Origin of the sequence: Psychrobacter sp. D2, assembly GCF_013608135.1 — a bacterium.
In the GTDB taxonomy this organism is placed as follows: domain Bacteria; phylum Pseudomonadota; class Gammaproteobacteria; order Pseudomonadales; family Moraxellaceae; genus Psychrobacter; species Psychrobacter cryohalolentis.
Genome location: NZ_JACDXZ010000001.1, coordinates 67,137 through 85,734 on the forward strand (window position 1 = coordinate 67,137; position 18,598 = coordinate 85,734).

General features: G+C 41.7%; 15 protein-coding genes. 4 read left to right on the forward strand and 11 right to left on the reverse strand.

The window, feature by feature from the left end; all coding sequences use genetic code 11:
* Nucleotides 1-211 precede the first annotated feature (211 nt).
* A complete protein-coding gene (gene hemN, locus H0262_RS00320) occupies nucleotides 212-1,675 on the forward strand; it encodes an oxygen-independent coproporphyrinogen III oxidase (protein WP_409033813.1) in 1,464 nt (487 codons plus the stop codon).
* A 97-nt stretch (nucleotides 1,676-1,772) separates the two neighbouring features.
* Here hemN and H0262_RS00325 read toward each other — a convergent pair whose 3' ends face one another.
* The 4 genes from H0262_RS00325 to H0262_RS00340 form a co-directional block, all read right to left on the reverse strand.
* A complete protein-coding gene (locus tag H0262_RS00325) occupies nucleotides 1,773-3,158 on the reverse strand; it encodes an esterase-like activity of phytase family protein (protein WP_181209279.1) in 1,386 nt (461 codons plus the stop codon).
* 155 nt (nucleotides 3,159-3,313) lie between these two features.
* Nucleotides 3,314-4,174: an SPFH domain-containing protein gene (locus H0262_RS00330; RefSeq protein WP_011514749.1), complete on the reverse strand. Its 861-nt coding sequence runs from the start codon at nucleotides 4,172-4,174 to the stop codon at nucleotides 3,314-3,316.
* Nucleotides 4,175-4,189: 15 nt separating this feature from the next.
* Entirely contained in the window at nucleotides 4,190-4,687 is a 498-nt protein-coding gene (locus H0262_RS00335) for an NfeD family protein (protein WP_181209280.1), read from the reverse strand.
* A gap of 259 nt (nucleotides 4,688-4,946) precedes the next feature.
* On the reverse strand, nucleotides 4,947-5,477 hold the full coding sequence (locus H0262_RS00340; protein ID WP_181209281.1) for a porin family protein: 531 nt from the start codon (nucleotides 5,475-5,477) through the stop codon (nucleotides 4,947-4,949).
* 320 nt (nucleotides 5,478-5,797) lie between these two features.
* On the opposite strand from H0262_RS00340, the gene H0262_RS00345 reads away from it, so the two are divergent.
* Together H0262_RS00345 and H0262_RS00350 are read left to right on the forward strand one after the other, a co-directional pair.
* Nucleotides 5,798-7,030 (forward strand): 8-amino-7-oxononanoate synthase, encoded by a 1,233-nt coding sequence (locus H0262_RS00345; RefSeq protein WP_181209282.1) that lies wholly within the window; start codon nucleotides 5,798-5,800, stop codon nucleotides 7,028-7,030.
* A 66-nt stretch (nucleotides 7,031-7,096) separates the two neighbouring features.
* Nucleotides 7,097-7,936, forward strand: coding sequence for a methyltransferase domain-containing protein (locus H0262_RS00350; RefSeq protein ID WP_181209283.1), 840 nt, complete (start codon nucleotides 7,097-7,099; stop codon nucleotides 7,934-7,936).
* A gap of 86 nt (nucleotides 7,937-8,022) precedes the next feature.
* On the opposite strand, the gene dnaK is transcribed toward H0262_RS00350, so the two are convergent.
* Both dnaK and grpE read right to left on the reverse strand, forming a co-directional pair.
* On the reverse strand, nucleotides 8,023-9,966 hold the full coding sequence (gene dnaK / locus H0262_RS00355) for a molecular chaperone DnaK (RefSeq protein ID WP_011514754.1): 1,944 nt from the start codon (nucleotides 9,964-9,966) through the stop codon (nucleotides 8,023-8,025).
* Between the two features lie 294 nt (nucleotides 9,967-10,260).
* The gene (grpE, locus tag H0262_RS00360; protein ID WP_181209284.1) at nucleotides 10,261-10,890 is read right to left on the reverse strand and encodes a nucleotide exchange factor GrpE; all 630 of its coding nucleotides are present in this window, start codon (nucleotides 10,888-10,890) and stop codon (nucleotides 10,261-10,263) included.
* A 586-nt stretch (nucleotides 10,891-11,476) separates the two neighbouring features.
* Between grpE and H0262_RS00365 the strand changes: the two genes are divergently transcribed.
* Nucleotides 11,477-12,928, forward strand: a complete 1,452-nt coding sequence (locus tag H0262_RS00365; RefSeq protein WP_181209285.1) for an alpha/beta hydrolase — start codon at nucleotides 11,477-11,479, stop codon at nucleotides 12,926-12,928.
* 32 nt (nucleotides 12,929-12,960) lie between these two features.
* On the opposite strand, the gene H0262_RS00370 is transcribed toward H0262_RS00365, so the two are convergent.
* From H0262_RS00370 to dprA, 5 genes are all read right to left on the reverse strand, one after another.
* Entirely contained in the window at nucleotides 12,961-14,109 is a 1,149-nt protein-coding gene (locus H0262_RS00370) for a metallophosphoesterase (protein WP_181209286.1), read from the reverse strand.
* Nucleotides 14,110-14,189: 80 nt separating this feature from the next.
* Complete coding sequence (locus H0262_RS00375; RefSeq protein ID WP_262880856.1) at nucleotides 14,190-15,143, reverse strand: metallophosphoesterase; 954 nt, start codon at nucleotides 15,141-15,143, stop codon at nucleotides 14,190-14,192.
* Between the two features lie 337 nt (nucleotides 15,144-15,480).
* Complete coding sequence (locus H0262_RS00380) at nucleotides 15,481-16,443, reverse strand: TIGR01777 family oxidoreductase (protein ID WP_181209287.1); 963 nt, start codon at nucleotides 16,441-16,443, stop codon at nucleotides 15,481-15,483.
* A gap of 143 nt (nucleotides 16,444-16,586) precedes the next feature.
* Nucleotides 16,587-17,231, reverse strand: a complete 645-nt coding sequence (locus H0262_RS00385; RefSeq protein WP_181209288.1) for an L-threonylcarbamoyladenylate synthase — start codon at nucleotides 17,229-17,231, stop codon at nucleotides 16,587-16,589.
* 98 nt (nucleotides 17,232-17,329) lie between these two features.
* Entirely contained in the window at nucleotides 17,330-18,553 is a 1,224-nt protein-coding gene (gene dprA / locus H0262_RS00390; protein ID WP_181209289.1) for a DNA-processing protein DprA, read from the reverse strand.
* Nucleotides 18,554-18,598: the final 45 nt, after the last annotated feature.

Sequence of the window (18,598 nt, forward strand, 5' to 3'; positions counted from 1 at the left end):
TGATTTGTTATACTAGTCATTACTTATTTCAATCGTTTTTTATTCACTTTCTTAAGAAATACAGCTATTAGAAAAACCATAAATTTCTTATTCAAAATAGCGATCGATACAGTCAAACGAGGAATCTCGCATGTCAGAACAACTTGATATCAATAGCACACCTGAATACGCCATCAATGCGAGCGAGCAGCCCACTACAGTGCGTCCTGTTATGCAACCGGACAATCCATATGCCAGTACTCGTGGCAGCATCACCAGCAAACAGCTGCCAGCATTCGATCAAGATATCATTAATAAGTATAATCGTTCGGGACCACGCTATACCTCTTACCCAACTGCTTTAGAGTTTTCATCGATACCAGAAGGGCTTGAGACAAAAATCCTGCAAGAGCGCGAAGTCCATGCGCCGTTATCGCTTTACTTCCATATCCCGTTTTGTCGCCATCTTTGCTATTACTGTGCTTGCAATAAAATCATCACCAAAAAGAATAGCGATGCAGGCGATTATTTAGCCTATCTAATTGCTGAAATTAAACACAAACGTAGCTTATTAACGCCACCAGAAGACGGTAAAAAACCACTGGTTAAACAGCTACATTTCGGTGGTGGTACGCCAACGTTTTTACAAGACAATGAGTTGATACAACTGTGGGATTTTTTGCAGACCCAGTTTGAATTTTTACCAGAAGATCAAGGTGATTACTCTATCGAAATTGACCCGCGCGAGCTCAGTAGCGAGACCTTAAAAGTATTGCGTACTCTTGGTTTTAACCGCGTCAGCTTAGGCGTACAGGATTTAGACGAGACCGTACAAATTGCGGTCAATCGTGTGAATTCAGCAGAGCTTATTGAAAATGTATTAAATGAGGCGCGCGAATTAGGCTTTCATTCTATCAATGTCGATTTGATTTATGGCTTACCACATCAAACGCCTGAAACCTTTGATAAAACCATACGCCGTATTATCGAGATGTCGCCAGATCGCTTGTCGGTGTTTAATTATGCTCATTTGCCTGAACGCTTTAAGGCGCAGCGTCAAATCAAAGAGGACGATTTACCCACTCCATCTGATAAGCTCACGATGCTCGGTAATACCATCAATACCTTAACTGAAGCCGGTTATCAATATATTGGCATTGACCATTTTGCCAAACCTGATGATGAGCTGGCCATCGCCCAGCGTGAAGGCAGGTTGCATCGTAACTTTCAGGGTTATACCATCATGGGCGATTGTGATTTACTGGGCTTTGGCGTGTCTTCAATCAGTCAAATTGCCAATGCCAACAGCAGTTATATCCTACAAAACCATACTGATTTGCAAGTATATAAAGACACTATCGATGCAGCACGTAATAATCCTACCATCATGCCAGCGGTCAACGTGATTAAAACCTCTATCAAAGATCGCTTACGCGAATACGTGATTATGAATTTACTGTGTCATGATTATATGGACTTTAGAGACATCAATCAGAAATTTGGCATCGATGCTATTACCTACTTTATCAATGAGATTCAACAGCTTGGTGAAATGCAAGAAGACCGCTTGATTGATATGGATGCTGCTGGCATTCGCGTATTACCAAGAGGTCGCTTATTGGGTCGTAATGTAGCCATGGTATTCGATGAATATCTGGATAAAAAACATAAAGACCGCTTCTCAAAAGTTATTTAAATCATTATCCTCTAAAATATAAATAATAAAAAAGACCTCGATTGAGGTCTGTTTTTGGTTAGTGATAAATGTAATGTCTTATTATTAGAGACCGTCTTTATGCAGTAGGCATCACAAGATATAATCGATTGGCATCCTCTATGTTTTTTTCTTTATCTAGGTATTTTTGTTCAATCGTGCTTTTTGCATCCACTATCTCTGTATCTGTCAGCGCAAAATCATCATCATTGAGTAAACCTAACGAGCCGTCTTGCCGTAACCATAAGCCTTCAAGCTTATCATGCGGATAATCTAGCGTAGCAAGCACATCGACGACCAAAGTTTTTTTAACAGGCTTGATAGCTATAGTTTCAAGTAGTTGCCAGCTTGCTTCGTTTTCTGCTATCAATTGCTCGAGCGTTTGACCGTCAATAGTCAAACCGAAAGGATCATCTTGTTGGATGATATGTGGATTATCAGCACTAATAATGGTTTCAATATCTGTTGCCTGAGAAATATTTATTTTATAAATAAGTTTTTTCGCCAATTTATCTTGTAAAGGAAACTTGCGGTCATGCTCAATGAGATAAAATTCATGTTCATTGATAGCGACTATCCCTGATGCCACGTGCTCTGCAATATCAAGACGATATAAATATTGTGCTATCTGACCTGAGATTAGGTTAATAGCAACGATACGCACCAAACTAGAGCCACGACCCGATTTGTCAGGATTGTCCATAGAAGACTCCATGGTACCTACAAGCGTAGTCTGGTCAGGCGTAATGGTTAATGCTTCCATACCACGATTGGCTCGGCGCTTGGTAAACTCTGTTGGTAATAACACCTGCTTACCGTTAATAATCACATTATTGCGTTCATCATCGGCAAAAGGATTGATACGGGCAATTTCCACCCCATCCGCGTCATAGTGGACAAGATGTGGACCATATTCATCGCTGACCCAAAAACTGCCATCTTTGAGCGCGGCAAGTCCTTCAGGGTCTAAACCATTGATATCACTTCTGATAGGGTTGGTCACTTCATCAAAAGGTAAATCTGGATTCACCGTCATCGGCTGACCATTGATATCGTAAGGTACTTCATTGGTGCCGCCAAAGGCTTTTGGATTCGGTAGTCCAGAGATAGGATTGCCATTGCTATCTTTAAGCAATATCTCTTTTGCCTTGATGATTTTGCCATCAGCTTGCAACTCAAACAGTCCAATAGATGGCGTATAATTGGGCACTAAAAACTGCTTACCTTTACCAGCAATACCATCAAAGTCCGCATTGGGACCTCGATCGGTAAGTACATAGAATTGATTGGCATTGCTTGGATGTGCTGCAGCGTCCGAGCCATAACCGCCACCGCGTATTTCTAAATTTTTCTCAGGATAGGCAGCATTAGTATGCGTTGCGTCAAGCACGCTATAAGGTAATGGACTGCCTTGCGGAAAATCCACAATTGAGATTACTTCTATAGTTAGCTTCTGCTCAGTCATTATCATTTTCCTTATCTCAATATTCTTAGTATTCAAAAACGGTATTTCATAAAAAATGATAGATAAGTTAAAGGCAAAAAAATAACCAGTGCTTAGCATACTCACTGGCTATTTTTATACGTTGTGCTTATAGCATGTGGTCAAAGCACAGCTGCTTAAACCTTAAGCTTATCACCGACCATGCCTTTTACGGTACTTAGAATGTCAGCGGGTAATACCACCATTTTTGAGTTATCAGACTCAGCCAGCTGACGAATGGCTTTAATATACTGCTCGCCAAGTAAGTAGACAATCGGCATCTCTTCCGTACCCATCGCCGCAGTGATTAGACGGATAGACTCCTCTGAGCCTTTCGCCAGTACCACCTGCGCCTCAGCGTCACGGCGTGAGGCCTCTAAACGCCCATCTGCTTCTAAGATAGCCGCTTGCTTTTGACCATCAGCACGGGTCACTGTCGCTCGGCGTAGACGCTCTGCCGCTGCCTGTTCTTCCATTGATGCTTGCATGGTTTGCGAGGGGTTAATGTCTTGAATCTCTACTGTCTTTAACGTGATACCCCAATCTGCAATATCTTCTGAGATGGCATGCTTGAGCTTCATTTTTATTTCATCACGGCTAGATAAGGCACTATCAAGATCCATCTCACCGATGATTGAACGTAAAGACGTTTGTACCAGATTACGGATACCATACTCATAATCTTCGATGCCATAGACCGCTTTATCAGGGCGAATAATATTAATATAAGCCACAGCATTAGCGATAATCACTACGTTATCGCGGGTAATCACTTCTTGTGACGGAATATCAAGGACGATATCTTTGGTCGTTACTTTGTAAGAAACATCATCGACATAAGGTATAATAAGGTTTAGACCTGGTTCTAACGTTTGGCTATATTTCCCTAAGCGCTGTACCACCCATTTATACCCTTGTGGTACGATTCGCACACCTTTAAAAACGGTAAAGACTACCAGTGCAACCAAAACCACCATAACAATGCTAAAGCTTTCCATAATTTATCCTTATTATTATACGTGCATATTTTGGTTCACAGCTGCCTTCGATGTCATGCTACTCACAATCAGCTCGTTACCAACGATATCTGTTACCACTACTCGATCACCGACTGCCACTTGCTCGCCTCGAGTACGGCACATCCATTCAGTAGCACCCACAATAGGCACATTAAAACGCACCATGCCCGCTCTATCTGGCTGCGGCTGCGCAATAATCATACCTGTTTCACCAATGATCACACTGCCGCCAAGTCCTGCTTTTGTACGATCAACCGATAAAGGTTTGATAAACTTAAACCATGCCAGCAAAAAGATAGCGGAGAGGAGTAACCAGATAATGATTTGTACGGATACCGAAACAGGCAGAAGCCATGCAAGCGCAGCCACTATGATAGCAGCAGCACCAAACCAAAGACTGGCAAAGGTTGGCACAAACATCTCGACAATCAGCAGCGAAAAGCCTAATACCAGCCAATGCCAAGGCTCAATCATCCAAAGAATCTCCATCATTGCTTTATTCCCTATCTTTGTTATCCTAGCTTTCAATGTAGCACATTTACTCCTCTAAGGACGTTTTAAAAGCGCTATAAAAACAATATCTTAATCCAATTAACTTTCTTAGTATTAAAGCGCATCAATATTTGCCTTAAACTAAGACTAGTTATATTGTGCTTAAAAAAAGCAAAAAAAAACGACCGCCGAAGCGATCGTTTTTTATTTTGGGCGTTCTTATTAATACTTTAATATAAAGAGATTAAGTATCAAGAAATTAGAACTTTAGCTGTGCACCGACAGTCATAAGATCTGCGTCACTACCTAGCTTGTCATATTCAGCTTCAACACTGAAGTTAGGGTTTACTGAGTAGCCAAGACCAACACCACCAGCTAAACTAGTATCGCTGTCAGAGAAGTTATTAAACGCAGTACCAGTCGCTTCTATTTCAGTTCTTGCAACACCTAGCTTACCTTTAGCATATAGACCAGTATTTGGGAAAGCATAACGGTAGGTACCATAAGCGCCGTAAGTTTTTGCGTCGATGTCACCGCCTCTGTAATCTGCGTCATCTGAGCCTACAAATTCAGCTTCCATACCAAAGTTAGGATCGAAATTGTAGCCTGCATATACGCCATATGCGTTTGGATCATCAGCGCCATCAACGTCTAAATCAAATTGACCGACTTTAGCCCCAACATATGGTTGACCAGTGTAGCCGTTACCATAAGAAACGGCAGCTTGTGCACCCATGCTTAGTAATGAACCGGCTGCTAATGCAATTAGAGTTTTCTGTAGAGTTTTCATGTGTATCTCCTTAAAATCACTGTGGACAAACAAGTTATTTATTTATGTGAACTTTTTAGTCATATCGCCTTGTTTGCTAACGATGTATACATAGTAACAAACCATGTCAGAAACTCTGTCAGTGTTTAATGGTAAGAAAGTTAAGTTTTGCAAGTGTTTATCAGTGTTCAAGTTACAAAGGCCGATATATGAAATCTTTTGTTACAACCACTCAGTTTGTGCAATAATCCCTACTTATTCTTAAGACGATTTACTCAGAAACTGATTTTAATAAGTAAAAACGATCAAATAAAAGCGATTAAATAAAAAAAGGGACCTCAATGACTGCTCTTATTATCAATCGTCTGCAAGAGTCGCTCAACGCGCTAAAAGCAGCGAATCAATACCGTCAGATACCTAACTTACAACACCATGAGCAATATGTGATTAGCGAAGGCAAGCGATTACTCAATATCGCTAGCAACGATTATCTTGGCTTGGGCAGTAATAAGCAGCTCCAGAGCAATTTCCTTAATCAACTCAATCAATTTCCAATCGATAGTGTGCCTAGGATGAGTGCCACCTCCTCTAGGCTCTTGACAGGTAACGATGAACATCTGCAAGCATTGGAGTCTGAACTACAAGAATGGTATCAAAACGCCGTAGACAAGAAAAACCTATCCTCATCAAAATCGGTACTAGTATTCAACAGCGGCTACCATGCCAATATAGGTATTTTGCCTGCACTGACGACATTGCCAATCAAAACGCTCATTTTGGCAGATAAACTGGTGCATGCTAGTATTATCGATGGCATACGCCTCAGCCAAAGTAAGCTAGTCAGCTATCATCGTTACCGTCACAACGACTATGAGCATTTAGCCAAATTTATTGAGCAAGCAGATTCAAGTGTTGAGCGCATTATCATTGTCACAGAGAGTATTTTTAGTATGGATGGTGACCGCGCTGACTTGGCGCAATTGGTACAACTAAAAGCAAAAGATGCTCGTATTGAGCTGTATATCGATGAAGCCCATGCTATCGGTATCTTAGGTGATTCAGGTTTAGGATTGGCAGAAGAAACCCAAACACTGGCTGATATTGATTATCTGGTGGGGACTTTTGGTAAAGCTTTTGCCTCTATTGGCGCTTATATCATGTGTGATGATGTCGTCAAACACTGGCTAATTAATCAGATGCGCCCCCTCATTTTTAGCACCGCATTACCACCCATTAATCACGCATGGACACGTTTTATCTTAGCAAAAATGCCAAGCTTAACGGAGCAGCGCCTTCATTTGGCACGGCTATCCGCCACGCTTAGTGACGCTATTCCCGAACGATATCGCGTGTCGTTAATTCATCAAGATACAAGCTATGCCTCCCCTATCGTGCCTTACATACTAGGCAATAATGCGCTCACTGTCGAAAAAGCAAAGCAGCTACAAGCAGCAGGATTTTATGCCTTACCTGTCAGACCGCCTACTGTTCCTCCCAATACTGCTCGTATTCGCTTAGTGATGAATGCAGCGCTTAGCCTTGAGGACTGTCAGCGGCTGATAGCGCATTTATAATGCGATTATTTTTTAGTAACAACTTTCTTTTAGCGTTAAGCGAATTATTTGGATGCAACAAACAACATGAAACCTCCTGCTACACCTGACATCCTCAGCACAAGAAAACAAACCATCGCGCGTCATTTTGCCACTGCTAGCGATTATGACCAGCATGCCCATATTCAAGCGCAAATCTGTCAGCATCTCCTTGCCCTTATCGCTCGTACTAAGCAAGATAGCGTATTTGAAATCGGTGCAGGCACAGGTCAAATGACACGTTTGTTGTCAGAGAACGTTCAAAGTCAGCACTGGTTTATCAATGAGCTGTGTTCTGAAAGGGCAGCGATATTGCAATCGATAGTACCGACAGCTAATATAATAATTGGCGATGCTGAAACCATTGAATTATCCAAAGTCTCTAACTCAATAAACCCTAGTTTGATAGAGCACAGCCTAATAGTCAGTGCAAATGCGGTACAGTGGTTTGATAACCCATTGAGTTTTGTAAAAAAATCTGCACAGCGTTTGCGAGCAGGAGGGCAATTAGTCTTTAATACTTTTACGCCAGATAACTTTTTGCAAATTAAGCAACTAACAGGTCAAGGGCTACATTATCCAGCTATCAGTGACTGGCAATCAGCATTAGAAGTCGCAGGTTTTGAGAATATCAAACTATCAACTCAGCGCTTTGATGTACCTTTTGCCAATCCCTACGCTGTTCTTAAACATATGAAGCTAACAGGGGTTTCGACTAATCGAACGCAAGATCAGTCAAGTAGTGGTCAGCCATTTACATGGACCAAGTCCCGTCTAAAACAATTTGAGCAAGATTATTGGCAACAGTTTGCTAAATTAAATAAAGACAGTCAACCTTATGTGAATTTGACTTATGATGTGCTGATGATCAGCGCTTTTAAAGCGTGACATGTGAATTGCAATCTTATTAATGAAATAAAAAAAACGCACCCCGAAGGATGCGTTTTTTATTTAACTACTTATTAGCAGTATAATTATTTTTTGTCGTCTTCTACTTCAGTGAACTCAGCATCGACCACATCGTCGTCTGCTTGGTTGCTCTCGCCAGCATTATCCGCACCTTGTTGGAACTGGTTTGGATCCATACCTTCAGCGCTAGCGCCTGCATCAGCATAAATCTTCTGGCTAACTGGTAAAAAGGCATTGTCTAATGCTTCAAGCTTGGCTTTGATCTCTTCATGGTCATCTTCTTTCGCCGCTGCTTCAAGCTCAGAGATAGCCGCTTCTACTGATGATTTTTCATCGTCAGATACTTTATCAGCCGCATCTTTTAGCGCTTTTTGTACCGCATGGATACGACCATCCGCTTCGTTACGCACTTGCGCAAGATTTGCGAATTTCTCATCTTCAGCAGCATTGGCTTCAGCATCACGAATCATTTGTTCAACTTCTTCGTCCGATAAACCAGAATCCGCTTTGATTTGGATACTTTGAGCTTTACCAGTACCTTTATCCGTCGCTGAGATATTCATGATACCGTCAGCATTGATGTCAAAGCTTACTTCGATTTGTGGCAAACCACGTGGTGCTGGTGGAATATCAGTTAAGTCAAAACGACCAAGCTGTTTATTTTGGTTCGCAATTTTGCGCTCGCCTTGATAAACCTGAATACTAACCGCTGGCTGGTTGTCTTCAGCCGTTGAGAATACCTGTGATTTCTTAGTCGGAATCATGGTATTTTTCTCAATGATTGGCGTCAAGATGCCACCCATGGTTTCTATACCTAGCGTCAATGGTGTCACATCAAGTAGCAATACGTCGGTTTTTTCACCAGACAATACCGCACCTTGAATAGCTGCACCGGCTGCTACTGCTTCATCAGGGTTCACGTCTTTACGTGGCTCTTGACCGAAGAATTCTTGTACTTTTTGCTGTACCAATGGCATACGAGTCTGACCACCAACCAAGATGACATCATCAATATCGCCGATTTTTATACCTGCATCTTCAAGGGCAATCTTACAAGGACCCATGGTACGTTGTACCAATTCTTCAGTTAAGCTCTCAAGTTTTGAGCGACTGATAGTAACAACCAAATGCTTAGGACCACTGCTATCAGCAGTGATATACGGCAAGTTTACTTCAGTACTTTGGGCACTTGATAGCTCAATTTTTGCTTTTTCTGCCGCTTCTTTGAGACGCTGCATCGCAAGAGAGTCACCTTTTAGGTTGACGTCTTGGTCTTTTTTGAATTCAGCGACTAAGAAGTCAATCAATGCTGAGTCAAAATCTTCACCACCAAGGAAAGTGTCACCATTGGTCGCTAATACTTCAAACTGCTGCTCGCCATCAACGTCAGCAATTTCGATGATTGATACGTCAAAGGTACCACCACCTAAGTCATAAACGGCAACAGTGCTATCGCCTTGCTTTTTGTCCATGCCGTAAGCAAGAGCCGCTGCTGTTGGTTCGTTGATGATACGTTTTACATCAAGACCCGCAATTTTACCAGCATCTTTAGTTGCTTGGCGCTGTGAATCATTAAAGTAAGCAGGTACAGTAACGACTGCTTCAGTAACGGCTTCACCAAGATAATCTTCGGCTGTTTTTTTCATTTTTTTCAAGATTTCCGCAGAAACCTGTGGTGGTGCTAGTTTTTTGCCGTTGATTTCAACCCATGCATCACCGTTATCGGCTTTGGCGATTTTGTAAGGCACCATACCAATGTCTTTTTGCACGACTTTGTCATCAAAACGACGACCAATCAAACGCTTGATAGCAAAAAGCGTGTTATTTGGGTTGGTGACTGCTTGACGCTTGGCTGACTGACCGACAAGGATCTCGTCATCTTTATAAGCGACAATTGAAGGGGTAGTACGAGTACCTTCAGCATTTTCGATGATTTTAACTTTATCACCTTCCATTACTGCGACACATGAGTTGGTTGTACCTAAATCAATACCAATGACTTTACCCATAATGAATTGCTCCTAATTTATTTTTAAATAAAATTTTATTTCATCAGACCGTCGATCACTAGATCGTAGTCGGTCACTTGTTGCTTTATATCGGTTTGCTTATGTATTTTTTCAAGTCGATAGCCATGCAAATAATGCCTTTTGTGTGATTTTTTGTGAAAACCCTCACTAATAATAAGGTTTAGCACAGTTAAAGACTGAATATCTTTTGCCTATATACTCTATAAGCATCTAGGACTACATTGGCGACGTTATATGCTTAGCATACTACCGCTTTAGCGCCTGTCCTACTTACTACTGACCAACACGTACCATCGCCGGACGTAATAAACGTCCATTTAAACTATAGCCTTTTTGCAATACTGTACCAACAGTATCAGCTGGCGCATCAGCGTCGATACCGACCGCTTCATGAAAATCAGCGTTGAATTTTTCGCCTTGTGGCTCGACCACTTCGACACCATTTTTGTTCAGCACATCTAGCAATGCTTTATGTGTCAGTCTCACGCCTTCAGTAACAGGATCGTCTGCATTGACGTTTTCAATCGCACGCTCCAAGTTATCCACCACTTCCAAAAGCTCTTTGGCAAATTTCTGTAGTGCAAAACGTTTGCTCTTATCCGCCTCTTGCTCCATACGCTTTTGCGCATTGTAAGTTTCGGCATTGGCACGAGCGGTACTTTCTTTAGCTTGTTTAACTTCGCCTTCTAGCTCAGCGATACGGGCTTTAAAGGTATCAAGATCAATATCATTTTCGATGACACTTTCTTCACCAGCATTATTTTGTGGGTCAAATTCTTTTAAAGTCTCTTCTAAGATGCTCTCATCGTGTGCCACGTTGTCATGTGAGACATTGTCATGTGAAACATTGTCATGTGAAACATTTTGATCGATCGATTCGTGGTTGTTATTTTGCTCACTCATGATAACTCCTTGATAGTGTCATAATTTAATAGCGTCATAATTCAATAGTGTCGTAATAATGATGCAATGTAGCACACAAAAAATTTGCGCAGCGCTCGCCACTCTGTGGTTATTACTAATGCATTTACTCATAATTCATAGGCTTATACTGCCTACTTAACCTTTATTACTGGTTCTTTATATAACTATATGTAATCACCTTTCAATAGCTGCTTGATAAAGGTTGTGGAGGCAAATTTCAAGCCCAATGCAAGGAATTTTTCTCACCAATAAAAAACCCTATGCAAATAAAGAAAAAACAGTCGGATATCTATCAATTTCGCATACACATTGCTGATCTTTATTAACCATAAATATGTAGTTAAGCCAACAAAAGGTACAAAAAGTCGTCATTTATTCCCAATCCTTTACGCTTTGTACCCAAACTATTACCAAAGAATACCCAACTTAATTTTTGATTATTTTATGATTGCTATAATCAAAATTGACTGCATAACAGTCATTACACATTTGCCAAATGTCAGCAAAATACTAACAGTGAGTACTTACCATTAATAAGCACTCACCATGATTTTTAAGAGGTGTTATGTCTAATTCAACAGTACTATCAGTCAACACCTTACTCAATAAAGCGGTGAAGACCCTAAATCTTATGTCATTTGGACAAGATAAGAACCCCAAAGACCCTGATATCAATGTATCAGCTGAAATAATGGATATAGAAGAGAGTACCTTGCAAGATAGTCGCGAGGATAAAGGCTTATCTATTAAAGAAAAGATACTCGAGCACCATCTGATGACCAACTATCAACCGCATCTACTGCACTATGCCATAAAAAGCTTTGGCTGCTTACCTACGCCGATTCTTGAGAGTTTGATAAAGTGTTTAGATGGACCTACTTCAAAGCAATATTTGCATGTTGATGCCCATCTGCGCTTAATACTTGCGGTCAATAGCAAGCTAAAAACGCCTTTGCAGCTGATAGAGATGTCTGAGCTGCGTAAACGCTTTGCAACAGATGCGGTCGCTATGCAAGCACCAAAAGTATGGCAACAAGCTTCTGACAACTTGCTTAGCAATTTGAAACAGTTTCATAAAAAAGGCGATAGCGCTATCAGTTGGCAAGATAGAACGATTGCCAATGCCGACGACGGTGATATGACCATTCGCTGCTATCAAAATGAGACCTCTGATAATGGTTTTGGCTTTAAAAAAGAGCAAACCAGTAATCCTGATGAGACCGTGCTATTGTTTTTTCATGGTGGTGGATTTTGTATTGGTGACCTTAATACCCATCATGAATTTTGTCATGCTATTTGTGAGCAGACGGGTTGGCCGGTCATTAGTGTTAATTATCGCTTAGCACCTGAACACCCTGCCCCTGCTGCCGTAAGAGACTGTATCAGTGCCTATGCTTGGTTAGCTGAACATTGTGAAGGATTTGGTGCTTTGCCATCACGCATTGTATTAGCAGGTGATAGCGCAGGTGGTGGATTATCTACTTTGATGGCTCAGCAAATCATCACGTCAAATAAAGAGGCTTGGTTAGATCTAGGTGATGAAGGTCAAAAGACCTTTGATATATTACAAGGTTTACCACATCCTATGGCACAGATGCCCTTATATCCTGTGACCGATATTGAGACCGATTATCCAAGCTGGGAATTATATGGTGAAGGTCTATTACTCGACCATGCTGATGTTGCCATTTTTGATGCCGCTTGTTTAGAAAATAGTCCGTTACCGCGTCAGCATATCCTGACCTCACCGATGCTTGGGGACAATCGACAGGTTTGCCCCAGTTATGTCGTTGCGGCAGAATTAGATGTCTTACGTGATGAAGCGTTTGCTTATGCCAATCAGCTAAAGAGTTATGGTATAGCCATACAAACCCATACGGTACTTGGCGCACCGCATGGATTTATTCACTTTATGAGCGTTCATCAAAGATTAGGGCAAGAAACTCAGCATATCATCACAGGGTTTGCTAATTTTGTGCGTGAAATCATAAAAACAAGGGCGCTATTGAGCGCTTAATTAGAATTTTAATATTTGAGTGCTTATTGATTTTAAATTTGAGTACCTATATCGGTACCTATAAGATTGATTATCCAAATCTCTGATCGGGAGCCTAGTCGAAACGGTATCCCCCAAAACCCATAGCCTGAGGACACCAAAAAATGTCCATTACCAATGGCTTCATAGCCATAACCTAAACGGTTAATCGCGCTGACGATAAAATTAGCAGGGAATATTTGACCGTTATGGGTATGTCCTGATACTTGCAAATCTATTGGTAGCTGACTGTGTTCGATGATAGCGCTGGGTCTGTGATCTAAAAGAACCACTGGCTCAGCACTATTTACTTGTGCGAGCAGCTCAGTCGTTGCGACGCGCTGACGCTTGTGATTATCAAAGCGTCCCATAAGCCATACCACTTCTCCTTGATGGCTGAAGTGTGTTGCTTCATCATTTAATAACTGCACGCCCGCCGCGCGTAAAGAGTCGCTGATGGGCTGCTCATGACCATATAAATCATGATTACCCAACGTCGCATAGACACCATATGGCAAACTGGCGACAAGTTTTGCCAAGCTATCTTTCATATTATAAGTGTTAAATGCCTGTGTATTGTCATCCATGATATCGCCCGGCATCAATAAAACATCTGCTTGATACTTGCTTAGCATGATATGCAGCCGCTCAATAGCTTTATTACCAAATAGCCGACCTAAATGTAAATCACTAGCGACCGCGATACGCAATGGATTGTTTAAAGGTTTATGAATATGAATCGACAGCTCACGCACAACGGGTATATAAGCGCTATATAAAGCATATGCAAACAGCCCTATAAAAAACAGCAGCGCAAAAACGCGTAATCCAGCAGCAATTATCTCTGAATGGTCAAGCGTACTATCAAGCAAGGGGGTTAAAAGCCAAGACCCTCCATACAATATACCAGTCGCTACCGCAGTCAGCATCATGAAATGCATCACTAACATCCAACCACTCATCCAGCGATAGCTATTAGAAAATAGCTTGGTAACGCTTAGTAATAATAAAACATGAGTGATTAAAAACACCCCTATCCATACCGCAATCGATGTAGTTGTAGAATCTATCCAAGGCTGCAGCCACCACTGCAAGCTGAGCGCTGCACCCGTGCTAAAAAGCTCTAGCAGCACAATAATGGTGAGAATAAAGGCGTAACGCATGAGCAAATCCTTGAGCGGGGTTTAAGCACTGTGTGTTTATTCTAAGCTAAATTCATTTAATCACAATATATTGAAGCGCATTAGGTCGGTTGTAAAGTAATCAACCAAATCTCAGAGCGCGTCCCTAGCCTAAATGGCACCGCCCCGATACCATAGCCTGAAGTGACCAAAAACTGGCTACCATTTACTGCTTTAAAGCCATAAACCAAAGGCGTAAACCATTTTAATAAAACGGTTAAAGGAAATATTTGACCGCCATGGGTATGCCCTGATAAATGTAAATCAACTGGCAAATCCTTTATTTCTGCTAAAGCCTCAGGACTATGCTCCAAAAACAGCACTGGTTTATCAGTTTGAATGTCACCCATCAAATCTGCTGCAGCAGGACGCTTAGGGTCTGTCGCATCTGAACGCCCAACCAGCAATACAGCATCATCCAACCATACGCTTTTATTATCAATCACCTGTATGCCGGCACGCTCAATCGCTTCGGCAATCGCAATCTCATTACCAGAGTAATCATGATTACCCAAAGTTGCATAGACACCAAGTGGCGCTCTTAATTTTGATAAATGCTCATGCATATTGGTTTTATCATAAGCATCAGTAGAGTCGTTCATGACGTCACCGGCGATAAGCACCACATCAGGATTTTGCCCATCTATTAGCGCAACCATTTTATCTATCTGCTGATTACCAAACCATCTACCCAAATGGGTATCAGAAACTAAGGCTATTCTCATCGGTTTGACTAAGTTTTTTTCCGTTTTTACCGTCAAATGATGAATGACTGGAGAGTAGGCATTAAACACTGCCAAGCTTATAATCCCCGTATAAACAGCGACTGCAAACGCGCGGATGGATACGTTATTGAGCTTCCGTTTAAAAACCTGAGTATAAATAATAGCAATGATAGCGGTGACCAAACCAGCATACAACATAAAGCCTTGCAAAATACTGGCGGCCAGATAGACATGAAAGCGCTCTCGCCAAAACTCACTCAGCCCGTAGATAAGAAAAGTATTATTAATCACAAAAATACTGAGGACTAAACTTATACGACTAAAGCGAGATTTTGGTTTGATTAACCACCAAAATATCATACTCGTCATAAACGCCAGTAGTTGCGTACCTATTATAAAAAGCCACATAACAAAATTTAACCAGCCAAAGACGCACGTATAGTACGTCAATATTCTTACCTGTTGAAGACAGAGTTCTTGTTTATTGAAACCTGACACTATTTATGTTTTTATCCCTTTATAAAAACCAAAAAAAAGCGGATTGTTTCACATGAAACAATCCGCTTTTTTAGTCTATGAAATAGCTATAGCGCTTACTATAGATTTATTATGCCAGATTTGATGAGGACTATTTTACTGCTTGTTGTTCCAAGGCTTCTTTAAGCGTTTGATGTTTAAACTCAAACCCACCATCAAGCAATGCTTTCGGCAGCACCTTCTGTCCATCAATAAGCAGGGTCGACATTTCACCAAATATCAGCTTAAGTAAAAACGCCGGCAAAGTAAAAAAGGTCGGTCGATGTAGCCAAGCGCCTAATGTTTTGGTAAAAGTATGATTAGTCACAGGATTTGGCGCGGTTAGATTATAAATTTTCATGTCGTTAATGCTTGCTGGATGGAGCGTATTCCCGTTAACCTGAAAAGCACTATCATCAAGCTGCTGCTCTATAATAAATGTTACTGCCGCTACCCAATCATCACGGCTGATCCAACTCATGATTTGTTGACCATTACCTAACTGCCCACCAACACCTATTTTAAAAGGGGTTAAGAGCTTGCTAAGCATACCGCCTGTAGGATGGATGACCACACCCGTACGCACAAGCGTCACTGGCACACCAAACTCAGTTGCTTGTAACGCCAGTTGCTCCCAGTCATCGCATAACTGATGGGCAAAATCTGTCTGGAAACCACTGCTCTCGGTCAAGGGTTTAACGCCTTGATTGCCATACCAACCAATCGCGGAACCACTAACAAGCAATTTTGGCTTTACATGACTGCGGGCAACAAATGCCAGTATATCTTTTGTCGGCTTCATTCGACTGGCTAGCAATTGCTCTTTACGATCGTCACTCCAGCGCGCATCAGCAATACCTGCGCCAGCTAGATTTAAAATCACATCAAAGTATGCATCTGACTTTGCAAGTTCATCATAGGTCATCATCGTGATATCACTAGGATGTGCTTGATTACTATCACGGGTCAACCAAGTAATCTGTAACGCTTTTCCCATCTCTTGATAGCGCATCAAGAGCTCTTGGCTAAAAGCACTACCCAAAAATCCCGAACCACCGCTGATTAGAATATTCATCACTTATTATCCTTATTATTGATTATATTCTCATCAGTGTGACAAAAAGCACACTATGAAAACAAGGGGACAAGTGTAGACGTTAGGGCTGAGTAATGAGAATCAGAGATAGTGATACGAAATTTTGGCTATTAAATATTAGACTATCGAATAACTTGTCCTGTCAATGCATCGCCTATTTGGCTTGGCAATTGATAGCCTAGTGTTTCCCCTTTAAGATAACCAACGCACTCATTTGAGTTTACATTGTCACCTAAGAAATAACTCTGTGCTTCGATGAGTGACAGAGCAGGTGGCTTTCCTGATGGGTTGCAGCTTGTTGAGACGACAAAACCGTAAGGATTGCTAACTGACACCATTTGCGCGCACAGTTGCTTAACCAATGGATGATCAATCACACGCACGGCAACACTATTATGAGTACCCGTAATCCATGATGGAATAGAGATAGGCAGGTTTTGTGAAGCAGGCAATAACCAAGTATGTGCTTGTTTGGCAGTAGCGTCTTTCGAATCAGTTTGCCAGCTATCAAGCACCCTTTGACGTTGGTCAATACTCAAACCTTCTAGCAGCGCTGTAAGTCGGCTAGGACTATCAGTGACCACAATCATCCCCTTCTCTATTGGGCGCTGCTTGATATCAAGTAGCCGCATGACTGCTTGCTTATTGAATGGGTCACAACCAATGCCCCACACACTTTCGGTTGGGTAAGCAAGTAGCTGCCCCTTTTTAAGCCAAGTAGCCGCTTGAATAGTAGAGTCAGTAATAAGGGGTATAGATAAGGACATAAATAATGCCTTTAGAACAAAGAGAATGAAAAGAGATTGCGTGAATTTATTTTACAAAAAATGCAGTGCTGCAAGTATATTTAAAAATATTAGTATCATTAAATACGTAAATAGCGTCCACCTTGGACCGTCACTGCGCCCAATAGCTCTAGCTCCATCAACTGCCCAATCAATTGTGCGGGCACAAGATCAGTCACAAGGATAAGTGCATCCAAATCTTGACCATGCCAGTCCAACTTTTCAAACAAGGTGGTTAGATGCTCAGGTACAGTAATACTAGGCGCTGGCTTCACTTCCTGAGGTTTTATTGTTTTTTTAATGGTAGCAGACTGCTCAAATACTGACTTATCAAGACTTTGTGCTTTTGAATTATGATCAAGTTGATGCTGCTGAGACTGGCTTGGCAATTGCACACTGATATCATCCAATACTTGCTGAGGATGATAAACCAAGGTCGCACCCTCACGTATTAGATGATGGCACCCTTCAGCATTACTATTGTCTATATGACTTGGAATTGCAAAAACTTGCTTGCCTTGCTCGGATGTGAGGCGCGCAGTAATGAGCGAGCCACTTTTAATCGTTGCCTCAGTGACGATGGTCGCAAGGCTCAACCCTGCAACCAAGCGGTTGCGACGTGGAAAAGTATGCTTATGTGGTAGCGTATGCGGTAATAGTTCACTGATGATGCAACCACCTTGCTCAATAATTTGGCTAAACAGACGATCATGATGATTGGGATAATTAACATCAATACCCGTCCCCATAACGCCGACTGTGCGACCTTGGCACGCTACATCGGTCTGTGCCAATGCGCCAAGATGGGCACGTTTATCCACACCAATGGCAAGTCCACTGGTAATGACGTAGCCTGCTTGTGCAAGATACTGTGCCATATCAAAGGTAATTTTTTGTGCGTGTACCGTCGGCTTGCGACTGCCAACAATAGCGATTTGCGCCCAACGCAACAATTCACTATTACCTCGATAAAATAACAGCGGCGGCGGATCGTAGATTTCTAACAATTGAGCAGGATAATTAAGTTGGTCGGCAAATAATAGACCGTACTTCTCTTCTATCAATGCTTGTTGAATGGTATCGATGCTGGCGCGCGTTTTCTCTGGGTGTTCATGACGAGTTAAATGGCTATGATGAATCCCTAATTGACGCCACGACTCTACGCCAGCTTGCCATGCAAGCTGCGCACTATCATAGTTATGAATGAGTTTATGATAAGAGGATAATGACGCATTTAACTCAAACCACAGCGCCAGTATTGCACGCTGCTCATCTGATAAAGTAAAAGTGGCTACCGTCATCATCGTATGACTCTTATAGGCTTATTTAAGATCTGCTCGCTAAAACTT